This is a genomic window from Pseudomonas sp. FP1154 (genome assembly GCF_030687245.1).
GTDB lineage: Bacteria > Pseudomonadota > Gammaproteobacteria > Pseudomonadales > Pseudomonadaceae > Aquipseudomonas > Aquipseudomonas rhizophila.
Window position 1 is genome coordinate 5,153,508 of sequence record NZ_CP117465.1, and the last position, 19,290, is coordinate 5,172,797.

The following is a 19,290-nucleotide window of genomic DNA, read 5'->3' on the forward strand; positions in this document are numbered from 1 at the left end:
TGAGTACTTTTCCCCTGTGCGCTGCAACTCCGAGCAGGTATTGGCTTTGAGTATTCCAAAAGGTATTCCATCAAAAAATGCGATATGAATATATCCCCTAAAATCAAAGGGTTCTGTCCTCAGTTCAGATTACCCCGGCACATACTCACCCTGATGGCATACGATTTCCAACTCACAGTCATCCGCCTGCCGCAGCGAAGGTCTCTGGGCTCATTGTTTCGAACTCCGCAATTTGGATGAGCGCTGGCGGCAAGCCCCTGCGCTTCGATATCCGGGGGCGATAGCCCTGCGCTATGCGTTGCACGCTGAGGCCCTGACAATGGCCAGTGTTCTGGGGGTGGAACTGGTCTGTTCCTCGTATAACCCAGCATCGCACAAACGTCGCCAAGCCTGAGGTGTAACCCCGATCTGGCGGCGGAAGGTACGGATGAAATGGGATTGGTCACAGAATCCGTGGCTGTGGGCAATGTCGGTCAGCGAGGAGTCGGTCGTGAGCATGATCTGACGCGCAGATTCGATGCGACGACGTGCGACGTAAACCAGCGGCGTTACACCAAAGGTATTTTTGAAAGCATGCGAGAAGTAACTGACACTCAGGCTGAGAACAGCAGCCAACTGATTTGTGCGTATTGATGAGTCGAGGTTAGCGTCGATGTAGTCAACCACCCGTTTAGTTTGCCAACTGGATAGGCAGCCATGGCGGCTTTTTAACTGACTATCGCTCTTTTGCAACATGACCAGGGCGCGGGTCAGGCATAGGCAGGCTGAGTCACGGTCAATGCTCAGGTGCGCTTGAGCATCTCTAAGCAATTGCATGACGCCGTCATAAGCCTCGTCGGAAATACAGCGCTGAGTCTGGCTGTCTACTGCAGTTGCCGGGGTAACGGCATGCAAGGTGGCACGCATGGCGGTGCTCCACTGTGGATCTTTATGTCCATGGCACCATGCTACGCCGTGCACTGATCGCACATAAGACAACAATGGGGGGCGCGCGCCCCCCTCAAAAGTGGGGTATTACACAGTGATGATGCCGCGCTGAATGCCGAGAGTGACCGCATGGGTGCGATTGCTGGCACCCAACTTGTCCATGATATTTCTTAAATGCCCCTTGATGGTGTCTTCCGTGATCATGAGTTCCGCGGCGATTTGCTTGTTGGGTTTACCCATTGCCACACATTGCAGAACTTGGATTTCACGAGCGGTCAGGCAGTCGTGGCTTAGGTGATCAGCCAGTTCAACAGCTATCTCTGCCGGGAAATGGTTGTTGCCTGCAGCAATAGAGCGGATGGCATCCAGCAACTCCTTGCGTAGACTACTTTTCAATAAGTAGCCGATAGCTCCCGCCTTGATTGCATGTAAGGCCCGTACATCACCCCGATAGGTGGTCAGAATGGCAATGCGTGCGCAAGGAAACTCGGCGCGAATGGCATGAATCGCCTCGATGCCATCCATCTCGGGCATTTGTAGATCCATCAGGGTGACGTCCGGGCGCAGCGAGCGAAATAGCTGAAGCGCTTCGTGCCCATTGGTCGCCTCGCCGACCAGCGCTATGTCTGATTGGGCTTCAAGGACGGCCGCTATGCCCTCGCGCAGCAGAGGGTGGTCATCGACGACCAGCACGCGTATCTGTTCATTCTCTGGGTGCACACTCAGGGCCTCAATTGGGTCAATACACGTAGCCACTGGCTAAGTCGTCGCGGGATACGTCGATAGGCCGTTGCCGCGGGTACAGTCAGTTGAATTTCAGTGCCACTGTGGGCTCCTCTTTGAATAGACAGCCGCCCGCCGATTTTTTCGGCCCGCTCCAGCATGCCGTGTAAGCCCCAGTGATTGGGGCGGATATTGGGCGGCAGATACTGTGGGTTGATGCCGCTACCATTATCGCCAACGCTCAGCTGAAATGCGTGTTTGGTGTAGACGATCTGGATTTCCACGTTCTGCGCATTGGCATGTCGAAAGGCGTTCATGATCGCTTCACAGCCTATCCGGTAGCTTTCTTCACCGACTATAGGGTGCAGCGGCAGTGGCGTGCCGTGGCTGCTCAGGGTAAAGCGCGTACTGCCTTCTAGCTGCAGCTCACTCGTGACAGCGGCAAATGCATCGATCAGGTTCAGAGCAGGCTCGTTCAGATCACGCAGATTATTCACCCGCTCTCGTGCCTCCACCAAAACCTGATCTGCGCGGTCTAGCGCTCTCTCCATTCTGCCTCGAGCCGGATGAGTACTGGGGATTTGCTCAGTGGCGGCTTGGAAACTCAACATAAGGCCCTGCACACCCTGGAGTAGGGTGTCATGCAGTTCACGGGCGATTCGCTCGCGCTCGGCGTGTCGCTCCTCGAGGCGGTCCCGCAGATTCTGGGCTGAACGGCGAATATTGAAGCGATGCAGCATCCACAAAACGCTTACCACTGCTAGACCGCTCAATACGATAAACAGTGGGGTGTGGTAGAAAACGGGTCGAATACTGAAGCTCAGCACGGCCTCTTCGGTGCTCAGTAGCCCATCCTGATTGGAGGCTAATACGCGGAACCTATAATCTCCGGGGCCGAGCCCCGTATAGATGGCGCTACGTTTTGAACCCGCCTGCTGCCAGTCTGTGTCGAACCCCTCCAACAAATAGCGAAAGTGCAAGCCTTGCATGCCTGAGAGGCTGAGCGCTGTGTAAGAAATTTCGATGCTTCTTGGCTCTGCTCCCAGCCGTGACAACTCACTGGGTGGGGGTTCCTTACCATCGACATTGAATGATTGGATAACTACCTTGGGGGCGGCTTTACTCTGCACGTAGCGAGTTGGATCGATCCAGGTCACGCCCTTACTGGTGCTAAACCATAGACGTCCATCCGTACTACGCACTGCAGTGGGTAATGGGAGTACTTGGTGGGGGTCGTTGGCCAGGCCACCAATCACCTCATAGCTGCGGTAACCTATCTGGTATAGCGGGTCAGCGATGGCGCGCTTTAATTCACGAGCGGTCAACTGATAGACCCCGGCTTTGCCGTGGAGCCAGAGATTATAGCTACCGTCACCTTCAGGTTCTCTGGGAGGTACGGCTAGAATCGCGTAGATATTGTCGAACAGTCCATTGTCCGGTAGGTGAAGGCTGTGGAAGCGCTCACCATCGAAGAAGGCCACTCCACGCTGGCCACCAACCCAGGTGAGATGGCCCTGATGTAGCATCGCGGTGACATGACCAACCTTTAAGCCTTCGTCCGCCCCCCAGTGTCGTTGTACCTTGCCGTCGTGAGTCACAATCAGGTTATTGCGGTAGCCGAACCAGAGCCTGCCAAGAGGATCAGTGGTAGCGCTGACAGGCATTAACTGGCTTGGATCAGCATTAGGCGGGGCAACGATTGACCAACGTCCGTCTCGAAGAACAAACAACCCTTTGCGGTTGATCGAAACCCACAGGTCGCCCGCCTGATCGAGAGTCATCGCGCGTACGGCTGAGTCAAGCGCATCCTGAGTTGGTAATGAGGCAACTCGCTCGATTTTGTCTCCTTGCGCACGCCAGATACCATTGCTGCCAGCCATCCAGATATCACCGTTAGCATCACCAAAGGCATTACTAATCGGTGCCGGTATATCCAGAGTGGTCAGCCCCGTACTGCTCAGGCGCATTGCAGGTAGGTTGCTGGTACCTGCCCAGACACTGCCTGCCGCACCGGCAACCAATGCGAAATTCTGGGCGTTGTGTGGAAATGCGGCCGAGACCATAGCACTTGGCCGAAAACGGTCTAGTCCGGCGCTAGTGCCCACCCAAATATTGCCGTCGACATCTTCGAGTATTGGAAGAACGTTATCTGCACTCAAGCCATCCTTGGCCATAAACGCTTCTTGGTGATCGAAGGCGTCAGTTATCGATAGCGCGTTGAGGCTGGCAGAGGCTGGCACATAGCGAACGCCCTTACCGCTGGTACCCACCCATATCGCCCCGGCGCTGTCGAATAACAAACCATTAGCACCGTCGATTACGGTCACCTGGGTCGCCGCATCGCCTTCGCTTGGCACGATTCGGCGCAGCGAACCGCCATATCGTTCGGCCATCCAGATGGCCCCATCTGGAGCCTGAGCCATTTGACTCACCCAACCCACCGCAATGCCTGCATCGACAAACGCTCGGGCACCCGACGGCAGGTAGAACAGGCGATCTTCATTGGCTGCCCATAGCGTCCCATCGCGGTCGAGGAGTACCGCGCGAGCATGTCGTCCCGGAAAGTTCCAGTCGGTACCGATACGTTGCCAGGCGTTACCGTCAAACCGTGCCAAGCCATCATTTGCGGCGATCCAGACTGCGCCACTGTGATCCTTGGCGATGCTATAGACCACTCCGCCAGGCAACCCAGCGCTGACTGGGTAAGTGGTTATGCCCGTGTCGGTGATCAGGCTTATGCCCCCAGTACGGAGACCGGCCCACAGGCCCTCATCCTCCGCCTTGAGTACGGAAATGATGCCAAGCGGGTTACCGTCTGGCGGGGTATAGCGCGCGAAGTCCAGACCATCAAAGCGATAGAGCGAATCGTTGGTTCCGAGCCAGAGATAACCGTCTCGGGTCTGGGCCAAAGCCCCTACCTGGCTAGGTCCCTCATCAGCGACGGTCCAACGGTGGTGCTCCAGCGTGTCCAGTAAGTAGTCGGAGGCCGTTGCCGTCGTACTGAACCATGGCAGGCAAACCAACAGCATATGGATTGCCAACGCCGTGCATGTGCGCCAGCGATTTCCTGGGGTGAACATCTGCTGTTTGGTTGGGTAAGATCCCAATACGCTAATCACCGCGCGAACCTGAAAAAAATCAAAAACGACCCAGCTGAGTTTGCGCCCATTCAATTGTGTAGTCAGCTACTTGCTCCCAACCTGGTTCGGTGATGAGCCAATGGCTGTACCCGGCAAAGCACTTGAGCGAGGTGCTGGCCGCAGAGCGGTTGTAGTGCCGATAGTTCGACGTCACCACGCATGGCCGTACGCTGTGATCGTTCTCGGCGGCGATCAACAGCAGCGGTGCTCTGCGGTCATTGGCAAAATCGACATAGGTGCCAATACCGAAAGCCGCTTCAAAGAAAATCCGCCCCGGTGCTGGCACGATATGGTTTGCATATAGCAGCGCAATATCCTGGATCGCCATAGCCTGGGTAAATTGTTGGGTAAATTCTGGTAGCGGAAAATACATGACTCGCTTCCAACTGCCCCAAGCCATGCGCATGGGTATCGCCCTGGAGAGAACGCTCAAGCGCGGTATTACCCCGCGCGGGGGTATCGCTGCAATCGCAATGCCGGCACAGCCAAGACCACGATCCAACAGCATCTGAACGAGCAGACCACCCAGCGAGTGGCCAATCAGCAAGGGCGGCTGAGGCATGCGCCGAATCAGCGCTGCATAGTGCTCAATAATTTGTCTGATCCCAAGCCGTGGGAAATCGGTATGTGGCGCGCTGCGCAGCCTCTCTGGCGGCCCCTCCGATAAGGGCCAAGGTGGCGCAATACAGGTGTAGCCGCATGCCCGATAGCGACTGGAGAAATTATCCCAGGCGGCGGCAGACAGCCATTCGCCATGTATGAATAGCACGGTTGTATTCATCCCTGATCCCATAACAAGCGTTTTTCCGAGGCGCGAGTGAGATTGCGCTCGTGCATCAACGCCTCAATAAGAATCAGCAGATTGAGATCCACCTTGCGCATGTCACTGCGGCTCATGCGTTGACTCCTTTGTGAATGCGCTCAGGTGTGGGACTTAGCGGGGGCCAGGTAGTGATGAATGCGTATGGCGACCCCGACCGCTTGGAACTGGCGAGCCGCAGCCTCGACGCGTTGTTCGGCACGGGTTACCCGGCCGTGGTGGCGCAGATGTTCAAGCCAGGACTCATCAAAGAAAAACTCCAGCCAACGTTGCGGATGCTCACTGTCCTGGACCAGCCCCCAGGAAAAGGCACCATTGCGCATTCGCATGCTGCGTACATCCTGCATGGCAAGGCGAAACTGTTCTGCCTGCGACGGATCGACTTGGTATTCAAGGGTGACCATCACTGGACCGCGTTCCTGGTCCTGGTCATCGGCAAGGATCGGTGCAGGCCAGTGCAGGGACGGGGCCAGGTCTTCGGTCTCGGTGACCGGCAAATGGAAGTGCAGGGTCAGTACGATGCCCACCAGCAGAACCCCGCCAGCGATCAGCAGGGTGAGGCTGATCGACAGGTGGCTGGCGACGAAGCCCCACAGCGCGCCGCCGGCCGCCATGCTGCCGAAGAACACCAGGATGTATACCGACAGTGCCCGCGCCCGCACCCAGTTGGGTACGGAAGTCTGTGCTGCCATTTGCAGGCTCGACAACACGGCGATCCAGGCCGCGCCACTGATCATCATCACAGGTATCAGCCAGTACAGGTTGCGCACCCCGGCCAGCGCGCAAAGCACCAGGGCGTAGAGCAGGCTGGAGCCGGCCACCAGGTGATCGGGGTTCACCGCATCACGGATGCGCGGCAGTAAAGTAGCGCCGAGCACTGCACCGACGCCGACACTGCCGAGCAGCAGACCGAAATCGCTGGCGCTGCCGTTCAGTTCAGCGCGTACGATCAGCGGCAGCAGCGACATGCCGGCACTGGCACCGACGAAGAACGCCGCCGACCGCACCAGCACCGCTTGCAACGGCTGGGAGCTGCGGCTGTAGCGCCAGCCTGCGCGCATGGCACCGAGCAGCCGTTCCGCCGGGAACAACGCGGGTGTCTGCTCGCGTTTCCAGGTATACAGCACCGCCATCACCGCGAGGAACGATACGGCGTTCAGCGCGAAGGTGGCCCAGGGGCCGGTGAGGCTGACCAGTACCCCGGCAATCGCCGGTCCGATGGCCCGGGCGACGTTGATGCCAAGGCTGGACAGGGCGATGGCCGAACCGAGGTCGCGCTTGTCGACCAGTTCGGGCGTCAAAGCTGACCAGGCCGGCATCATCAGTGCAGTCCCCACGCCCATGCTCAGGGTCAGGAGGAGCAGCAGCGCGACGGTCATCATGCCGTTTAGCGTGAGCAGAGCCAGGAGCATCGCCACCGCGGCCATCCACACTTGCACCATAAGCAGGTAGCGACGCTTGTCGACGATGTCGGCCATGGCTCCCGCTGGAAGAGCAAGAAAGAACATCGGCGCGGAGCCTGCAACCTGCACCAAGGCAACGTGCATGGGGCTGGCCGACAGCGTCGTCATCAACCAGCCGGCCCCTACTTCGTGCATCCAAGTGCCGATGTTGGAGGCAATGCTGGCCAGCCATAGCCAGCGGAAAGTGCTATGGCGCAGCGCGCTCCAGGGGGAGCGCTTTTCGATAGTCGTGTCCATGTTCAGAAAGCGAAGCAGGAGCAGCCGAAGGCACCCCAGAAACCTTGGTAGTTACTGACGGGTACGGATGACCGACGCACCTTGTCATGGCTATGCGCATGCACCGCGCAAGGGCCTGAGCATTGATGCACCTGAGTCAGCAGCGGTGAAGCGGGACGCCAGTGGCCGGGTACCTTGGCAACCGGTGACCAGTCCGGCATGACCGGCAGGCTCGGCGGCGACAGCTGGTCGAATTCCGCGGCGCCGTAGACCACTTTGCCGTCGACGACGGTCAGCACCGACTCGATCCACTTGATCGCCTCTTCCTCGACACTGAAGAAGTCCGCCGACAGGGCCGTGAGGTCAGCCAGTTGCCCGACCTTGATCTGGCCCTTCTTGCCTTGCTCTGACGAAAACCAGGCACTGCCATGGGTAAAGAGCTGCAGGGCGGTGTCACGCGAAAGACCGTTAGGGTACAGCTCCAGCCCTCCAACGGTTCGGCCGCTGACCAGCCAATAAAGCGAGGTCCAGGGGTTGTAGCTGGAGACGCGAGTTGCATCAGTCCCTGCCCCAACTGGTACGCCTTCAGCCAGCATGCGTTGAATTGGCGGGGTCTGTTCAGCGGCCTTGCTGCCGTAGCGGTCGACGAAATACTCGCCTTGGAAGGCCATGCGGTCCTGAATGGCAATGCCACCGCCAAGGGCGCGTACCCGCTCGATGTTCTTCGGACTGATGGTTTCAGCATGATCGAAGAACCATGGCAGGCCATTGAACGGAATGTCGCGATTGACTCGCTCGAACACATCGAGCATTCGCGAAATGGATTCGTCGTAGGTCGCGTGCAGCCGGAACGGCCAGCGCTGCTCGACCAAGTGACGGACCACGGGTTCCAGGTCCTGCTCCATAGTCGGCGCAAGGTCTGGCCGAGGTTCGAGGAAGTCTTCGAAGTCTGCGGCAGAGAACACCAGCATTTCACCGGCACCGTTGTGCCGGAAGAAGTTATCGCCATCGCCAGGCTTGACCATGGCGCTCCAGTTCTTGAAGTCGGTCAGCTCTTCCTTGGGTTTCTGGGTGAACAGGTTGTAGGCGATGCGCACGCTCAACTGGTTGTGCTTGGCCAGCTCGCGGACCACTTCATAATCGTCCGGATAGTTCTGAAAACCACCACCAGCATCGATGGCACTGGTCACGCCAAGGCGGTTGAGTTCGCGCATAAACTGGCGTGTCGAGTTGACCTGGTATTCCAGCGGCAGCTTTGGCCCCTTGGCCAGGGTCGAATAGAGAATCATCGCGTTGGGTTTGGCTACCAGCATGCCGGTGGGTTCGCCATTGCTGTCGCGGACAATCTCTCCGCCCGGCGGATTAGGCGTATCGCGGGTATAGCCGACAACGCGCAGTGCCGCCCGATTCAGGAGGGCGCGGTCATAAAGGTGCAGAACGAATACCGGCGTATCTGGTGCGGCCTTGTTCAATTCGTCCAGAGTAGGCAGGCGACGCTCGGCAAACTGGAATTCATTCCAGCCCCCCACGACCCGAACCCATTGCGGAGCAGGCGTGCGATCAGCCTGATCCTTGAGCATCCGCAACGCGTCAGCGAGAGATGGAACACCCTCCCAGCGCAGTTCCAGGTTGTAATTCAGGCCACCACGGATCAGGTGCAGGTGCGAGTCATTGAGACCTGGGATCACCGTACGCTTTTGCAAGTCGACAACCTGGGTCGCATCTCCGCGGACCGCCATGGCCTCTGCGTCGCTGCCCACGGCAATGAACTTTCCGTCCTTAATGGCCACAGCTGTTGCTTGCGGCTTTTCACGATCCACGGTGTGCAGACGGCCGTTGTAAAGAATCAGATCGGCTTCCATGGAACCTCCCGCAGGGTTGGCGAAAGAGCTGCCGGCGGAGCCGGCAAAAGGCAGGGCAGACCAGAGTGCTCCCGCGGCTCCGAGAACGGAGCTGGTAGCGAGAAACCGGCGACGGCCTTTGTCTGACAGATCTTCACTCATGATCATTCCTCGTGGCGTTGTGGGTTGAGCCAGGCGCCTGGCGATCACTCGAATCCAGCCAGCTCCGTTACGGCGGGTAGACCCGAACTGATTTGAAGTCGGGTCGACCTATAGTGCCGACCCGACAGAGGTCAGATCTTCGCCGCAACAGGCTCCAGCGTCGGCCCGTGTGTTACCCGCTCAGGAGCCTTGTGCACCATGGTGTAGGCGTAGTCGACGCCCATGCCATACGCGCCAGAGTGCTCTTTGACCAATGCCATAACGGCGTCGTAGGTATCGCGGTTCTTCCAGTCACGCTGCCACTCCAGCAGAACTTGCTGCCAGGTCACTGGGACAACTCCAGCCTGAATCATGCGTTGCATGGAGTAATCGTGCGCAGCTTGGCTGGTACCGCCAGAGGCATCGGCCACCATATAAATTTCATAGCCGGCATCATGCATCGCGGACAGTGCGAAAGTCGTATTGCAGACTTCGGTCCACAAGCCAGAGACGATCACCTTGTTACGGCCATTCTTTTTCAGCGCATCGCGTACTTTCTGGTCGTCCCAGGAGTTCATCGAGGTACGCTCAAGGATCGGTGCCTCAGGAAAAACGGCCAGTAATTCCGGATAGGTATGACCCGAAAAGCTTTCTGTTTCGACCGTGGTGATGATGGTTGGAATAGAGAAAATCTTCGCGGCCTTGGCCAGGCCCACGGTGTTGTTCTTCAATGTCTGCCGATCAATGCTTTGTACCCCAAATGCCATTTGCGGCTGTTGATCGATGAAGATCACTTGGCAATTGCTTGGTGTCAGCACTTCGAGTTTTGGATTGGTCATTTCAATCACCTGGTGTGTTCGCGCGTGAATGCTGATGATCGCCATGGCGTAAACGCAGTGCTGCAGTCATGGCGATGTCGTAGATAGGCCAATTTTTAGTAGGCCCTCAGTCCCTCAATCTTGCTGAAAGCCATGGGTACTATCTCCAGAGCGGCTGCCTGCGAATTGGACAGGCTTACGGTTCTGGAACATTTATGAGGTGAATGTGTGGCTTTAGGGCCGTTGGTTTCTACAGGCCCTTCTTGACAGGGTCCATGCCTGACGTGGCCAGCCCACTCGCATGCCCCAGTAACCAGTGCTCGCATCGTGCGCCACGGACTTCGGGATGAAACTGCAGACCGAGTACGTTTGGCCTCATGAGAGAAGGCCTGATTGCGGCACAGTGGCAAGGTACGCAGGGTCAGGATGGGGGTTGCGAAAGAGATGAATACCGAGCAGTCCTGGCCATGAGGATGTGTTCGAGGTCCTTCAGCGCGGCCGCTGCGGTGGCGATCGGCTCAGCGCCACAGCCGATTGCCAGCGTCTCGCCCATTGCGTCGCTGCTGATACGGATCGCCTTGCTCTTTGCGCTGACGTGGGCGAACGGATCGGACAGCGGATAGGCCTTGATGCCGACGCTGGCGCGGATAACACCGTCTGCGCGGGTGAGGCTGGCGATCAGCTTGGGAACGAGCCCCCTCTCGCGCCACGCCTCGATGCGCTCTGCCGTGACCGACTGAATACCTTCGACCACCAGGTCGTCCATCGTCAGATCGGCACCAAGACCGAAGTTGGCCAGTAGCAGGAGCTTGCACGCGGTATCCCAGCCTTCCGTGTCGTTGCGCGGGTCAGCTTCGGCGAACCCTCCTGCCTGCGCTTCACGCAACGCCGCATCGAAGCTGAGGCCCTGTGTGCCCATGGCGTCAAGCAGGTAGTTGGTCGTGGCGTTGAGGATGCCCTCGAGGGCGAGCACCTTGCAGCCGGCCAGGCTATGGTCGAGAAGATCGAGTGTCGGCAGGGCGGCAGCGGCTGCACCACTGAGTTTGAGCATCGCCCCCGAGGCCTGCGCGAGTTCGCGCAATTGTCGCCCGCTGTGGACCAGAGCGCCCTTCGATATAACGATGCAGTCCAGACCGGCCGACAGCGCCGTACGAAGGTAGGCAAGACCCGGCTCGCCGCTGCGAAAATCGCTCGGCCCTGCCTCGATAAGAACGTCTGCGCCGCTCGCCATCACGAAATCCGGCCCTGAAAGACCCGCCTGCAGTGCATTCAACTGATGCGGGTGCAGGCCGTTCGCGTCAGCCAGGCCTGCACGTGATCCGCACACCGCGACCAGGCTAACGTCCACGCCGTAAACCTGGCGATAGCGCTCGCGTCGGGACAGGAGCAGGTCGGCTGTGGCACGTCCGACGCCGCCGAATCCGGCGATTGCAACTTTGAGCGTTTGCATGAGTTCGCTCCTTTGGCCTCTGCTTGGCATGGTAAGCCGCTCGGTTGCCGCTTGCCACAGCCAACGCTTCCCCCACAAACCCCGGCATCACCAAGCTTTTGCATCATCCGCTACAACTCAAGCATCAAGGCTCCTCACCTCATTCCCCAACCGCACCGGCGCCTCCCCAGTAATCTCGTGCAGCAGTGCGGTGACGGTCTCTCCCTCGATCGCCCCCTGCTCCTGCAAAAGGTCCGCCACCGCGCGGACGGCAAACCAGTAACGATGCACAAGGCAACTGCTACGGGCGATGGCTCGGGATTCGGCGTCGAGCAACAGGCGTGGGGGCAGCAGGCTGATCAGTTCATGCCCGCGGACGAGGTCTGCGCGGCCACTGCTTCGGAACAGCCGGTCGGATTGGCGATGTCGGTAGATCGCTTCGGCCACAGGCCCTGAAAAGCAATGGATCAGGTCGCGCTCAATAAAGTCGACCATCGATGGCAAATATTCAGCAATTCCCCGGGCGGTGAAGGCCGGGCGCAGGACGAGGTAATCGGCCTCCACTAACCCTTCGGCGTGTTGCGGGTGACCGAGCAGGTCGAACATCGGTCCCGCGCGGGCTTCAGCCCGGGTGCGTACGGTGACGCGTTTTATAGGCTGGCCGTTCCACCAAAAAGCCAAGGCGTGGCCGGCTTCGTGGATGGCCGTGCTGCGGGGGCGTTCGTTCATGGTCCGGTCCTCTCCCGTAACCAAGCGCTGGCCTTATCATCTGCCTCGACCGGCAAGCCGGGTAAAAGAATCTGCCTATTAACCATTAATACTGCGGCTATTAGCGATCTGCCACAGAAGGACTAGCCTTGATTCAGCGCCAGCGTAAGCTGGCCGGATCAGACCTGATAAGAGATACGAAAGCGTTCGAAACGTACTGGGCTTGCCGTGGGCCACGATGTGGGCAATCGACGTCGATTGCCGGAAGGCCGAACGATCAATGAGCGAACTGTGAGCCCTGCATCTACGTATTGATTTTCACCTGTCGCTATAGAGCCCCCGCGGGCTGGATAGCTGGATGAATACGACCAAGGTAGCTCCTCATGGCAAACGAATCGAAATGCCCGTTCAATCATGCTGCGGGTGGTGGCACCACGAACCGTGACTGGTGGCCCAACCAGCTGAATCTGAAAATCCTGCACCAACACTCCCCGCTGTCCGACCCCATGGGCGAGGATTTCAACTACGCCGAAGCATTCAAAAGCCTGGATTTCCAGGCCCTGAAAAATGACCTGAATGCGTTGATGACCGACTCCCAGGACTGGTGGCCGGCGGACTTCGGGCACTACGGGCCGCTCTTTGTCCGTATGGCCTGGCACAGCGCCGGCACTTACCGCACCGGCGACGGGCGCGGTGGCGCAGGCTCCGGCCAACAGCGTTTTGCGCCCCTCAACAGCTGGCCGGACAACGTCAGCCTCGACAAGGCGCGCCGGCTGTTATGGCCGATCAAGCAGAAGTACGGTCGCAACATCTCCTGGGCCGACCTGATCGTGCTTACCGGCAACGTCGCGCTGGAATCCATGGGCTTCAAGACCTTCGGTTTTTCCGGCGGTCGTCCCGACGTCTGGGAGCCGGATGAAGACGTCTACTGGGGTTCCGAAAACAAATGGTTGGGCGGCGACACCCGCTACGGCAAGCCGGATAAAGCCGCGATGCAAGATCCCGGCGAAGGACAACTGGTGGCCGAGCCGGGCAATGAAGAAAGCCGTACCGATCTGGGGCGCAATCTGGAGAACCCGCTGGCCGCCGTGCAGATGGGGCTGATCTACGTCAACCCGGAAGGCCCCGAGGGTCAACCGGACCCGGTCGCTGCGGGGCTGGATATCCGCGAAACCTTTGGCCGCATGGCGATGAACGATGAAGAAACCGTGGCCCTGATTGCCGGCGGCCATGCCTTTGGCAAGACCCACGGCGCAGGGCCTGCGGACAATGTCGGCGCCGAGCCTGAAGCCGCCGGCCTGGAACAACAGGGCCTGGGCTGGAAGAACGCATTCGGCACCGGCAAAGGCCCCGACACCATCACCAGTGGCCTGGAAGTGACCTGGACCACCACGCCCACTCGCTGGAGCAACAATTATCTGGAGAACCTGTTCGGGTTTGAGTGGGAGCTGACCAAGAGCCCGGCCGGTGCGCATCAGTGGACCCCGAAAAACGGTGCTGGCGCGGGCATCATCCCAGACGCCCACGATCCGTCCAAGCGTCGCAATCCAACCATGCTGACCACCGACCTGGCGCTGCGCTTCGACCCGATCTACGAAAAAATCTCACGGCGCTTCCTGGAGAACCCGGACCAATTGGCCGACGCCTTCGCCCGGGCCTGGTTCAAGCTGATCCACCGCGACATGGGCCCGCTCTCGCGCTACCTCGGCCCGGAACTGCCCAACGAAGAGCTGCTCTGGCAGGACCCTATCCCGGCAGTGGACCATGCTCTGGTCAACGACAGCGACATCGCGTCCCTTAAAAGCAAACTGTTGGCCTCGGGCCTGTCGGTTTCACAACTGGTGTCTACCGCCTGGGCGGCCGCGTCCAGTTTCCGTGGCTCCGACAAGCGCGGCGGTGCCAACGGTGGCCGGCTGCGTCTGGCCCCGCAGAAAGATTGGCCGGCCAACCAGCCGGAACAATTGGCGCAGGTGCTGGCGACTCTCGAAAAAATCCGGGACGAGTTCAACGGGGCCCAGTCTGGTGGTAAAAAAATCTCCCTGGCGGACCTGATCGTGCTGGCTGGCAGCGCCGGCATTGAACAGGCGGCGAAGAATGCCGGGCTCAGCGTGACGGTGCCTTTCTCGCCGGGGCGTATGGACGCCAGCCAAGAGCAGACCGACGTCGAGTCGTTCGGCTTTCTTGAACCCATCGCCGATGGCTTTCGCAACTACCTAAAGGGCAGGTATCGCGTATCCGCCGAGGCACTGCTGATCGACAAGGCGCAACTGCTGACCCTCAGTGCACCGGAAATGACCGCACTGATCGGCGGCCTGCGTGTGCTCGATACCAATGTCGGCCAAACCCGGCATGGGGTTTTCACCCAACGGCCAGGTGCGTTGACCAACGACTTCTTCGTCAACCTGCTGGACATGGGCGTGGAATGGAAACCGCTCTCAGACGACCAGCAAACGTTCGAAGCCCGCGACCGCAAGACCGGTCAGGTCAAATGGACCGGTACTCGTGTCGATCTGGTCTTCGGCTCCAACGCCCAACTACGGGCCCTGGCCGAAGTGTATGCCAGCGCAGATGCGCAGGAGCAGTTCGTTAGCGACTTCATCGCGGCGTGGGTCAAGGTGATGAACCTGGATCGGTTTGATCTGAGGTGAGGTTGTCAGGCGCTGAGAGAAGCCCTCAATCTGATCCAGGTTGAGGGCTTCGTTCTCTGCTCATTGCCACCCGCCTCTCATGAACTTTTCTTCACCCCACGCGTTCGCGTGATTGGGTAAAGTCCCCTCGCTCATTCAAGAAACTAAGGTTTTAGCCCGCCCTCCCGCGGGCTTTTTTTTGCCTGGAATTCAGGATAACCCTGAGGCGCGCAGCAAGTTCTCCAGCCAATGCCTGACACTCCAAAAAAATCCTTTCAGATCCAGAGTCGGCAGCCGATACAGCCCTGTTACACGTTTTAGCTGGCTCAAAAACAACAATCTTCCAGCGTACCGACGATCAAGCAGCACAACGTTCCTGGAGGAATATGATGAATAGCTGGTTTGGCAACATTAGCGTCAACATGAAACTGGGCCTGGGCTTTGGCCTGGTGCTGGTACTGACCTGCGTCCTGGCGCTGACCAGTGGGACCAGCCTGGGAGGGCTGATCGACCGCAGCAACTGGATGAGCGACATCACCAAGCTCAATGCCGGCTTGACCAAACTTCGGGTCGTGCGCCTGCAATACATGCTCACCAATGGCGACGAGACCGCCGCACAGAATGTGCAAACCACCCTCGATAGTTTCGTTGCGCAACAGAACGCGCTGCTGAGCAGCTTCAAGAGCCCGGAAAACGTCAAGCTGCTCAAGGAGCAGAGCGCGACGATCAGCGCCTATCAGGTGTCCCTGAACAAAATGCGCAACGCCTACCGCAGCGCCAACACCGCCCGCGACGCGATGACTGCCAACGCCGGGACCGCTTACCAGCTGATCGAGACGATCAATACCGACGTTCAGCAAATGCTCTCGAGCGACCAGCGCCTGGAACAGTACCAGGCCATCACCGAGGCCAAGCAGGCGTTCATGTTGGCCCGCTATGAAGTGCGCGGCTACACCGCCAACAGCAACCCCGAAAACGAACGCAAGGCCGTCGCCCAACTGGATGCCGCCCTCGCTTCGCTCCAACCGCTGAATGCGTATTTCGCCAGCACCCGGCAAGGTGAGCTGCGTCAGCTCGAAGCTGCCCTGACTCAATACCGCAGCTCCGTCCAGGCTTTCACCCAGGCCATTGCCGAGGCGGTGCAGGCCCGCAAGGAAATGACCGACCAGGGCACGACCATCGTCTCCCTGAGCGAACAGCTGTATCAGATCCAGCTCGACCGTCGCGATGCCGAAAGCGCCCAGGCCCGCACCCTGCAACTGGTCAGCACGTTGTTGGCGTTGCTGGTAGGCATCATCGCGGCGGTCATCATCACTCGCCAGATCACCCGACCGCTGCGCGAAACCCTGGCCGTGGTCGATCGCATTGCCAGTGGCGACCTCTCGCACAACCTCATCGTTACCCGTCGCGATGAGCTGGGCGTACTGCAACAGGGCATCGCACGCATGGGCGTGACCCTGCGCGATTTGATCAGCGGCATCCGTGATGGCGTGACCCAGATCGCCAGTGCTGCCGAACAATTGTCCGCAGTAACCGAGCAGACCAGCGCCGGCGTCAACAGCCAGAAAGTCGAGACCGATCAGGTGGCGACCGCCATGCACGAGATGACCGCCACGGTTCAGGAAGTTGCCCGCAACGCCGAAGAGGCATCCCAGGCAGCCGCCGCGGCAGACGGTGAAGCCCGTGCCGGCGACCAGGTGGTCAACGAAGCCATCGCCCAGATCGAACGCCTGGCCAGTGAAGTGGAGCGCTCCACCGACGCCATGACCGTGCTGCAACAGGAAAGCGACAAGATCGGCAGTGTCATGGACGTGATCAAGGCCGTCGCCGAACAAACCAACCTGTTGGCCCTGAACGCGGCAATCGAAGCGGCGCGCGCCGGTGAAGCCGGTCGTGGCTTCGCGGTGGTTGCCGACGAAGTCCGTGGCCTGGCCCAGCGCACACAAAAGTCCACCGAGGAAATCGAAGGCCTGGTGGCCGGTCTGCAGAACGGTACCCTACAAGTGGCCGCCGTGATGAACAACAGCCGCAGCCTCACCGACAGCAGCGTAGCTCTGACTCGCAAGGCCGGCGTCTCACTGGAAAACATCACCCGCACGGTGTCGAACATCCAGTCGATGAACCAGCAGATCGCCGCCGCTGCCGAAGAGCAAAGCGCCGTGGCCGAGGAGATCAGCCGCAGCATCATCAACGTACGCGACGTGTCCGAACAGACCGCCGCCGCCAGCGAAGAAACCGCAGCGTCCAGTGTTGAACTGGCACGTTTGGGTAATCAATTGCAAATGATGGTGAGTCACTTCCGGGTCTGATCATGACAAGCGCCCATTTCCCGGAAGAAATGGGCGCTTTGCGCAATGTCATTACAATCAGTCAAAAAGATCCATCACCTTGGCTCTTTCGTCACGTGGCGGCAGATCTAGCCCAACGCCCCCGCTCGCCCATCAATGTATCCAACCTCGTTACACACTAATCCCATTGGTAAACACCAACCGATTGCCAAACGGATCGACCACCGTCATGTCCTGGCTACCCCACGGCATGGCCTGAATCTGAGGGCGGGCGAAGGGGTATTGCTTGGCCAGCAGTTGCGCCTGGAAAGCTTCCAGTTCATCCGTTTCGATACGCAGTGCCGAGCCCGGGGTGCAGTCGCCATGATGTTCGGACAGGTGCAGCACGCATCCGTCGCGAGAGACTTGCAGGTACAGCGGAAAATCGTCACCAAAGCGATGTTGCCAGTCGACGGTAAATCCCAGGAAGTCGACATAGAACGCCAATGCCTTGGTTTCATCGAAGATCCGCAGGATCGGGGTGGTTTTACCGAAGCTCATGGGTTGCTCCCTGGCTGAAAAGACCCAGTTTAGATGGGTTGAACTCATTGCTTCGGCTATATCACCGGCTTCTTTAATATCGCAATGCCACCACTGAGAAGCAGATCACAAGGGCATTCCATTGTGTTTCCACCTCTCAAGCGCCGGGTGACGAACTGAATCCACGGCGTAGATCCCCTTCTCGCGCCAGAAACCGCCCGTGCCTGCGCCCATTCGCCCGGCCCTCGCGGTAGCTCAAGACGCCGTTGACCCAAACCCCATCGATACCTTCGGCGGCCCGTTGCGGCTCGTTGAAATCGGCGACATCCCTGATGGTATGAGGATCGAACAACACCAGATCCGCCCAATGCCCTTCCCGAACTTCCCCACGGTCCTTCAGGCCGAAGCGCGCCGCCGACAGGCCAGTCATTTTGTGCACGGCGGTGTGCAACGGAAACAGCCCGACGTCTCGGCTGAAATGCCCCAGTACCCGCGGGAAAGCGCCCCACAAGCGCGGATGCGGAAACGGATCCTCCGGCAAACCGTCGGAGCCGACCATGGACAACGGGTGGGCGAGGATTCGTCGTACGTCGCCTTCGTCCATGCCGTAGTACACCGCGCCGGCCGGTTGCAGGCGCCGCGCAGCCTCCAACAGCGGCACATTCCATTCGGCAGCGATGTCAGCCAGATCACGCCCTCCCATGTGCGGATGAGGCGTCGACCAGGTGATGGTGATGCGATGGGCATCGGTCACCTGCTTGAGATCCAGGGTCGAGGAGCTGGCCGCATAGGGATAGCAATCACAACCGACCGGATGGGTTTTCGCCGCATTCTCCAGCGCCGCGAGCACCTGCGGACTGCGCCCCCAATTACCGGCACCCGCACATTTGAGGTGGGAAATGATCACCGGGCTGCGGGCGTGACGGCCGATCTGGAACGCTTCGTCCATGGCCTCAAGCACCGGTTCGAATTCGCTGCGCAGATGGGTGGTGTAGACCGCACCGAATGCGCTCAGCTCTTGGGTCAGTTGCATGACTTCGTCGGTGGAGGCCGAAAATGCGTTGGCGTAGGCCAGGCCGGTGGACAACCCCAGTGCGCCGGCCTCCAGGCTTTCGCGCAGTTGCTGACGCATGGCGGCGATTTCTCCCACGCTGGCGGTGCGCAACAAATCATCCATGTGGTTGCTGCGCAGCGCCGTGTGCCCCACCAGCGCCGCCACGTTGACCGCCGGCGTGGCTGCTTCCACCGCCGAACGATAATCATCGAAACGTGGATAGACGAACGCTTGGGCGGTGCCGAGCAAATTCATCGGGTCCGGCGGCTCGCCCCGCAAACTCACCGGCGAAGCGCTGATACCGCAATTGCCGACAATCACCGTGGTCACGCCCTGGCTGAGTTTGGGCAGCATCTGCGGCTGGCGAATGACCACCGTGTCGTCGTGGGTGTGCACATCGATGAACCCTGGAGCCAGCACCCGGCCGGCGGCGTCTATTTCTTCGATTGCCCGGGCATCGCGCAGGTCGGCGATGCGCTCGATGCGACCGGCACGGATCGCCACGTCGGCGCTGTAACCGGGGGTGTTACTGCCATCGATGACCCGTGCGTTGCGGATAAGCGTGTCGTACAGCAT

At 59.4% G+C, this 19,290-nt stretch carries 13 protein-coding genes and 2 pseudogenes; 3 read left to right on the plus strand and 12 right to left on the minus strand.

Going from position 1 to position 19,290, the window contains the following annotated elements; all coding sequences use genetic code 11:
• Nucleotides 1–291 precede the first annotated feature (291 nt).
• From PSH91_RS23055 to PSH91_RS23100, 10 genes and pseudogenes are all read right to left on the minus strand, one after another.
• Nucleotides 292–906 (minus strand): AraC family transcriptional regulator, encoded by a 615-nt coding sequence (locus PSH91_RS23055; RefSeq protein WP_160893464.1) that lies wholly within the window; start codon nt 904–906, stop codon nt 292–294.
• Nucleotides 907–1,014: 108 nt separating this feature from the next.
• Complete coding sequence (locus PSH91_RS23060) at nt 1,015–1,626, minus strand: response regulator transcription factor (RefSeq protein WP_218277736.1); 612 nt, start codon at nt 1,624–1,626, stop codon at nt 1,015–1,017.
• A gap of 23 nt (nt 1,627–1,649) precedes the next feature.
• The gene (locus PSH91_RS23065; RefSeq protein WP_305466836.1) at nt 1,650–4,823 is read right to left on the minus strand and encodes a sensor histidine kinase; all 3,174 of its coding nucleotides are present in this window, start codon (nt 4,821–4,823) and stop codon (nt 1,650–1,652) included.
• Entirely contained in the window at nt 4,789–5,571 is a 783-nt protein-coding gene (locus tag PSH91_RS23070; RefSeq protein ID WP_107321832.1) for an alpha/beta hydrolase, read from the minus strand. The genes PSH91_RS23065 and PSH91_RS23070 overlap by 35 nt, the downstream gene beginning before the upstream one ends.
• Before the next feature lie 11 nt (nt 5,572–5,582).
• A pseudogene (locus PSH91_RS23075) lies at nt 5,583–5,687 on the minus strand (LysR family transcriptional regulator); the annotation flags it as partial.
• 24 nt (nt 5,688–5,711) lie between these two features.
• Complete coding sequence (locus tag PSH91_RS23080) at nt 5,712–7,310, minus strand: MFS transporter (protein WP_305466837.1); 1,599 nt, start codon at nt 7,308–7,310, stop codon at nt 5,712–5,714.
• 2 nt (nt 7,311–7,312) lie between these two features.
• The gene (locus tag PSH91_RS23085) at nt 7,313–9,151 is read right to left on the minus strand and encodes an amidohydrolase (protein WP_047230233.1); all 1,839 of its coding nucleotides are present in this window, start codon (nt 9,149–9,151) and stop codon (nt 7,313–7,315) included.
• A gap of 272 nt (nt 9,152–9,423) precedes the next feature.
• Entirely contained in the window at nt 9,424–10,110 is a 687-nt protein-coding gene (locus PSH91_RS23090; RefSeq protein WP_047230248.1) for a hydrolase, read from the minus strand.
• Between the two features lie 400 nt (nt 10,111–10,510).
• On the minus strand, nt 10,511–11,539 hold the full coding sequence (locus tag PSH91_RS23095; protein WP_173406532.1) for a homoserine dehydrogenase: 1,029 nt from the start codon (nt 11,537–11,539) through the stop codon (nt 10,511–10,513).
• Between the two features lie 117 nt (nt 11,540–11,656).
• Entirely contained in the window at nt 11,657–12,247 is a 591-nt protein-coding gene (locus PSH91_RS23100) for a hypothetical protein (RefSeq protein WP_107321829.1), read from the minus strand.
• Between the two features lie 362 nt (nt 12,248–12,609).
• Between PSH91_RS23100 and katG the strand changes: the two genes are divergently transcribed.
• The 3 genes and pseudogenes from katG to PSH91_RS26860 all read left to right on the plus strand — a co-directional run bounded on the left by katG (nt 12,610) and on the right by PSH91_RS26860 (nt 17,162).
• On the plus strand, nt 12,610–14,874 hold the full coding sequence (gene katG / locus PSH91_RS23105; RefSeq protein ID WP_305466838.1) for a catalase/peroxidase HPI: 2,265 nt from the start codon (nt 12,610–12,612) through the stop codon (nt 14,872–14,874).
• 503 nt (nt 14,875–15,377) lie between these two features.
• A pseudogene (locus tag PSH91_RS26855) lies at nt 15,378–16,256 on the plus strand (methyl-accepting chemotaxis protein); the annotation flags it as partial.
• A gap of 201 nt (nt 16,257–16,457) precedes the next feature.
• On the plus strand, nt 16,458–17,162 hold the full coding sequence (locus PSH91_RS26860) for a methyl-accepting chemotaxis protein (protein ID WP_370695209.1): 705 nt from the start codon (nt 16,458–16,460) through the stop codon (nt 17,160–17,162).
• 150 nt (nt 17,163–17,312) lie between these two features.
• On the opposite strand, the gene PSH91_RS23115 is transcribed toward PSH91_RS26860, so the two are convergent.
• Together PSH91_RS23115 and PSH91_RS23120 are read right to left on the minus strand one after the other, a co-directional pair.
• Nucleotides 17,313–17,681 (minus strand): glyoxalase superfamily protein, encoded by a 369-nt coding sequence (locus PSH91_RS23115; RefSeq protein ID WP_047230238.1) that lies wholly within the window; start codon nt 17,679–17,681, stop codon nt 17,313–17,315.
• A gap of 136 nt (nt 17,682–17,817) precedes the next feature.
• The gene (locus tag PSH91_RS23120) at nt 17,818–19,290 is read right to left on the minus strand and encodes an amidohydrolase family protein (RefSeq protein WP_305466840.1); all 1,473 of its coding nucleotides are present in this window, start codon (nt 19,288–19,290) and stop codon (nt 17,818–17,820) included.

Excerpts from the sequence above, each read along its gene's own strand:
- PSH91_RS23055 (WP_160893464.1), bottom strand. The coding sequence starts at position 906 with ATGCGTGCCACCTTGCATGCCGTTACCCCGGCAACTGCAGTAGACAGC.
- PSH91_RS23070 (WP_107321832.1), bottom strand. The coding sequence starts at position 5,571 with ATGAATACAACCGTGCTATTCATACATGGCGAATGGCTGTCTGCCGCC.
- PSH91_RS23080 (WP_305466837.1), bottom strand. The coding sequence starts at position 7,310 with ATGGACACGACTATCGAAAAGCGCTCCCCCTGGAGCGCGCTGCGCCAT.
- PSH91_RS23085 (WP_047230233.1), bottom strand. The coding sequence starts at position 9,151 with ATGGAAGCCGATCTGATTCTTTACAACGGCCGTCTGCACACCGTGGAT.
- PSH91_RS23090 (WP_047230248.1), bottom strand. The coding sequence starts at position 10,110 with ATGACCAATCCAAAACTCGAAGTGCTGACACCAAGCAATTGCCAAGTG.
- PSH91_RS23095 (WP_173406532.1), bottom strand. The coding sequence starts at position 11,539 with ATGCAAACGCTCAAAGTTGCAATCGCCGGATTCGGCGGCGTCGGACGT.
- PSH91_RS23100 (WP_107321829.1), bottom strand. The coding sequence starts at position 12,247 with ATGAACGAACGCCCCCGCAGCACGGCCATCCACGAAGCCGGCCACGCC.
- katG (WP_305466838.1), top strand. The coding sequence starts at position 12,610 with ATGGCAAACGAATCGAAATGCCCGTTCAATCATGCTGCGGGTGGTGGC.
- PSH91_RS26860 (WP_370695209.1), top strand. The coding sequence starts at position 16,458 with ATGACCGCCACGGTTCAGGAAGTTGCCCGCAACGCCGAAGAGGCATCC.
- PSH91_RS23115 (WP_047230238.1), bottom strand. The coding sequence starts at position 17,681 with ATGAGCTTCGGTAAAACCACCCCGATCCTGCGGATCTTCGATGAAACC.
- PSH91_RS23120 (WP_305466840.1), bottom strand. The coding sequence starts at position 19,290 with ATGCTGTACGACACGCTTATCCGCAACGCACGGGTCATCGATGGCAGT.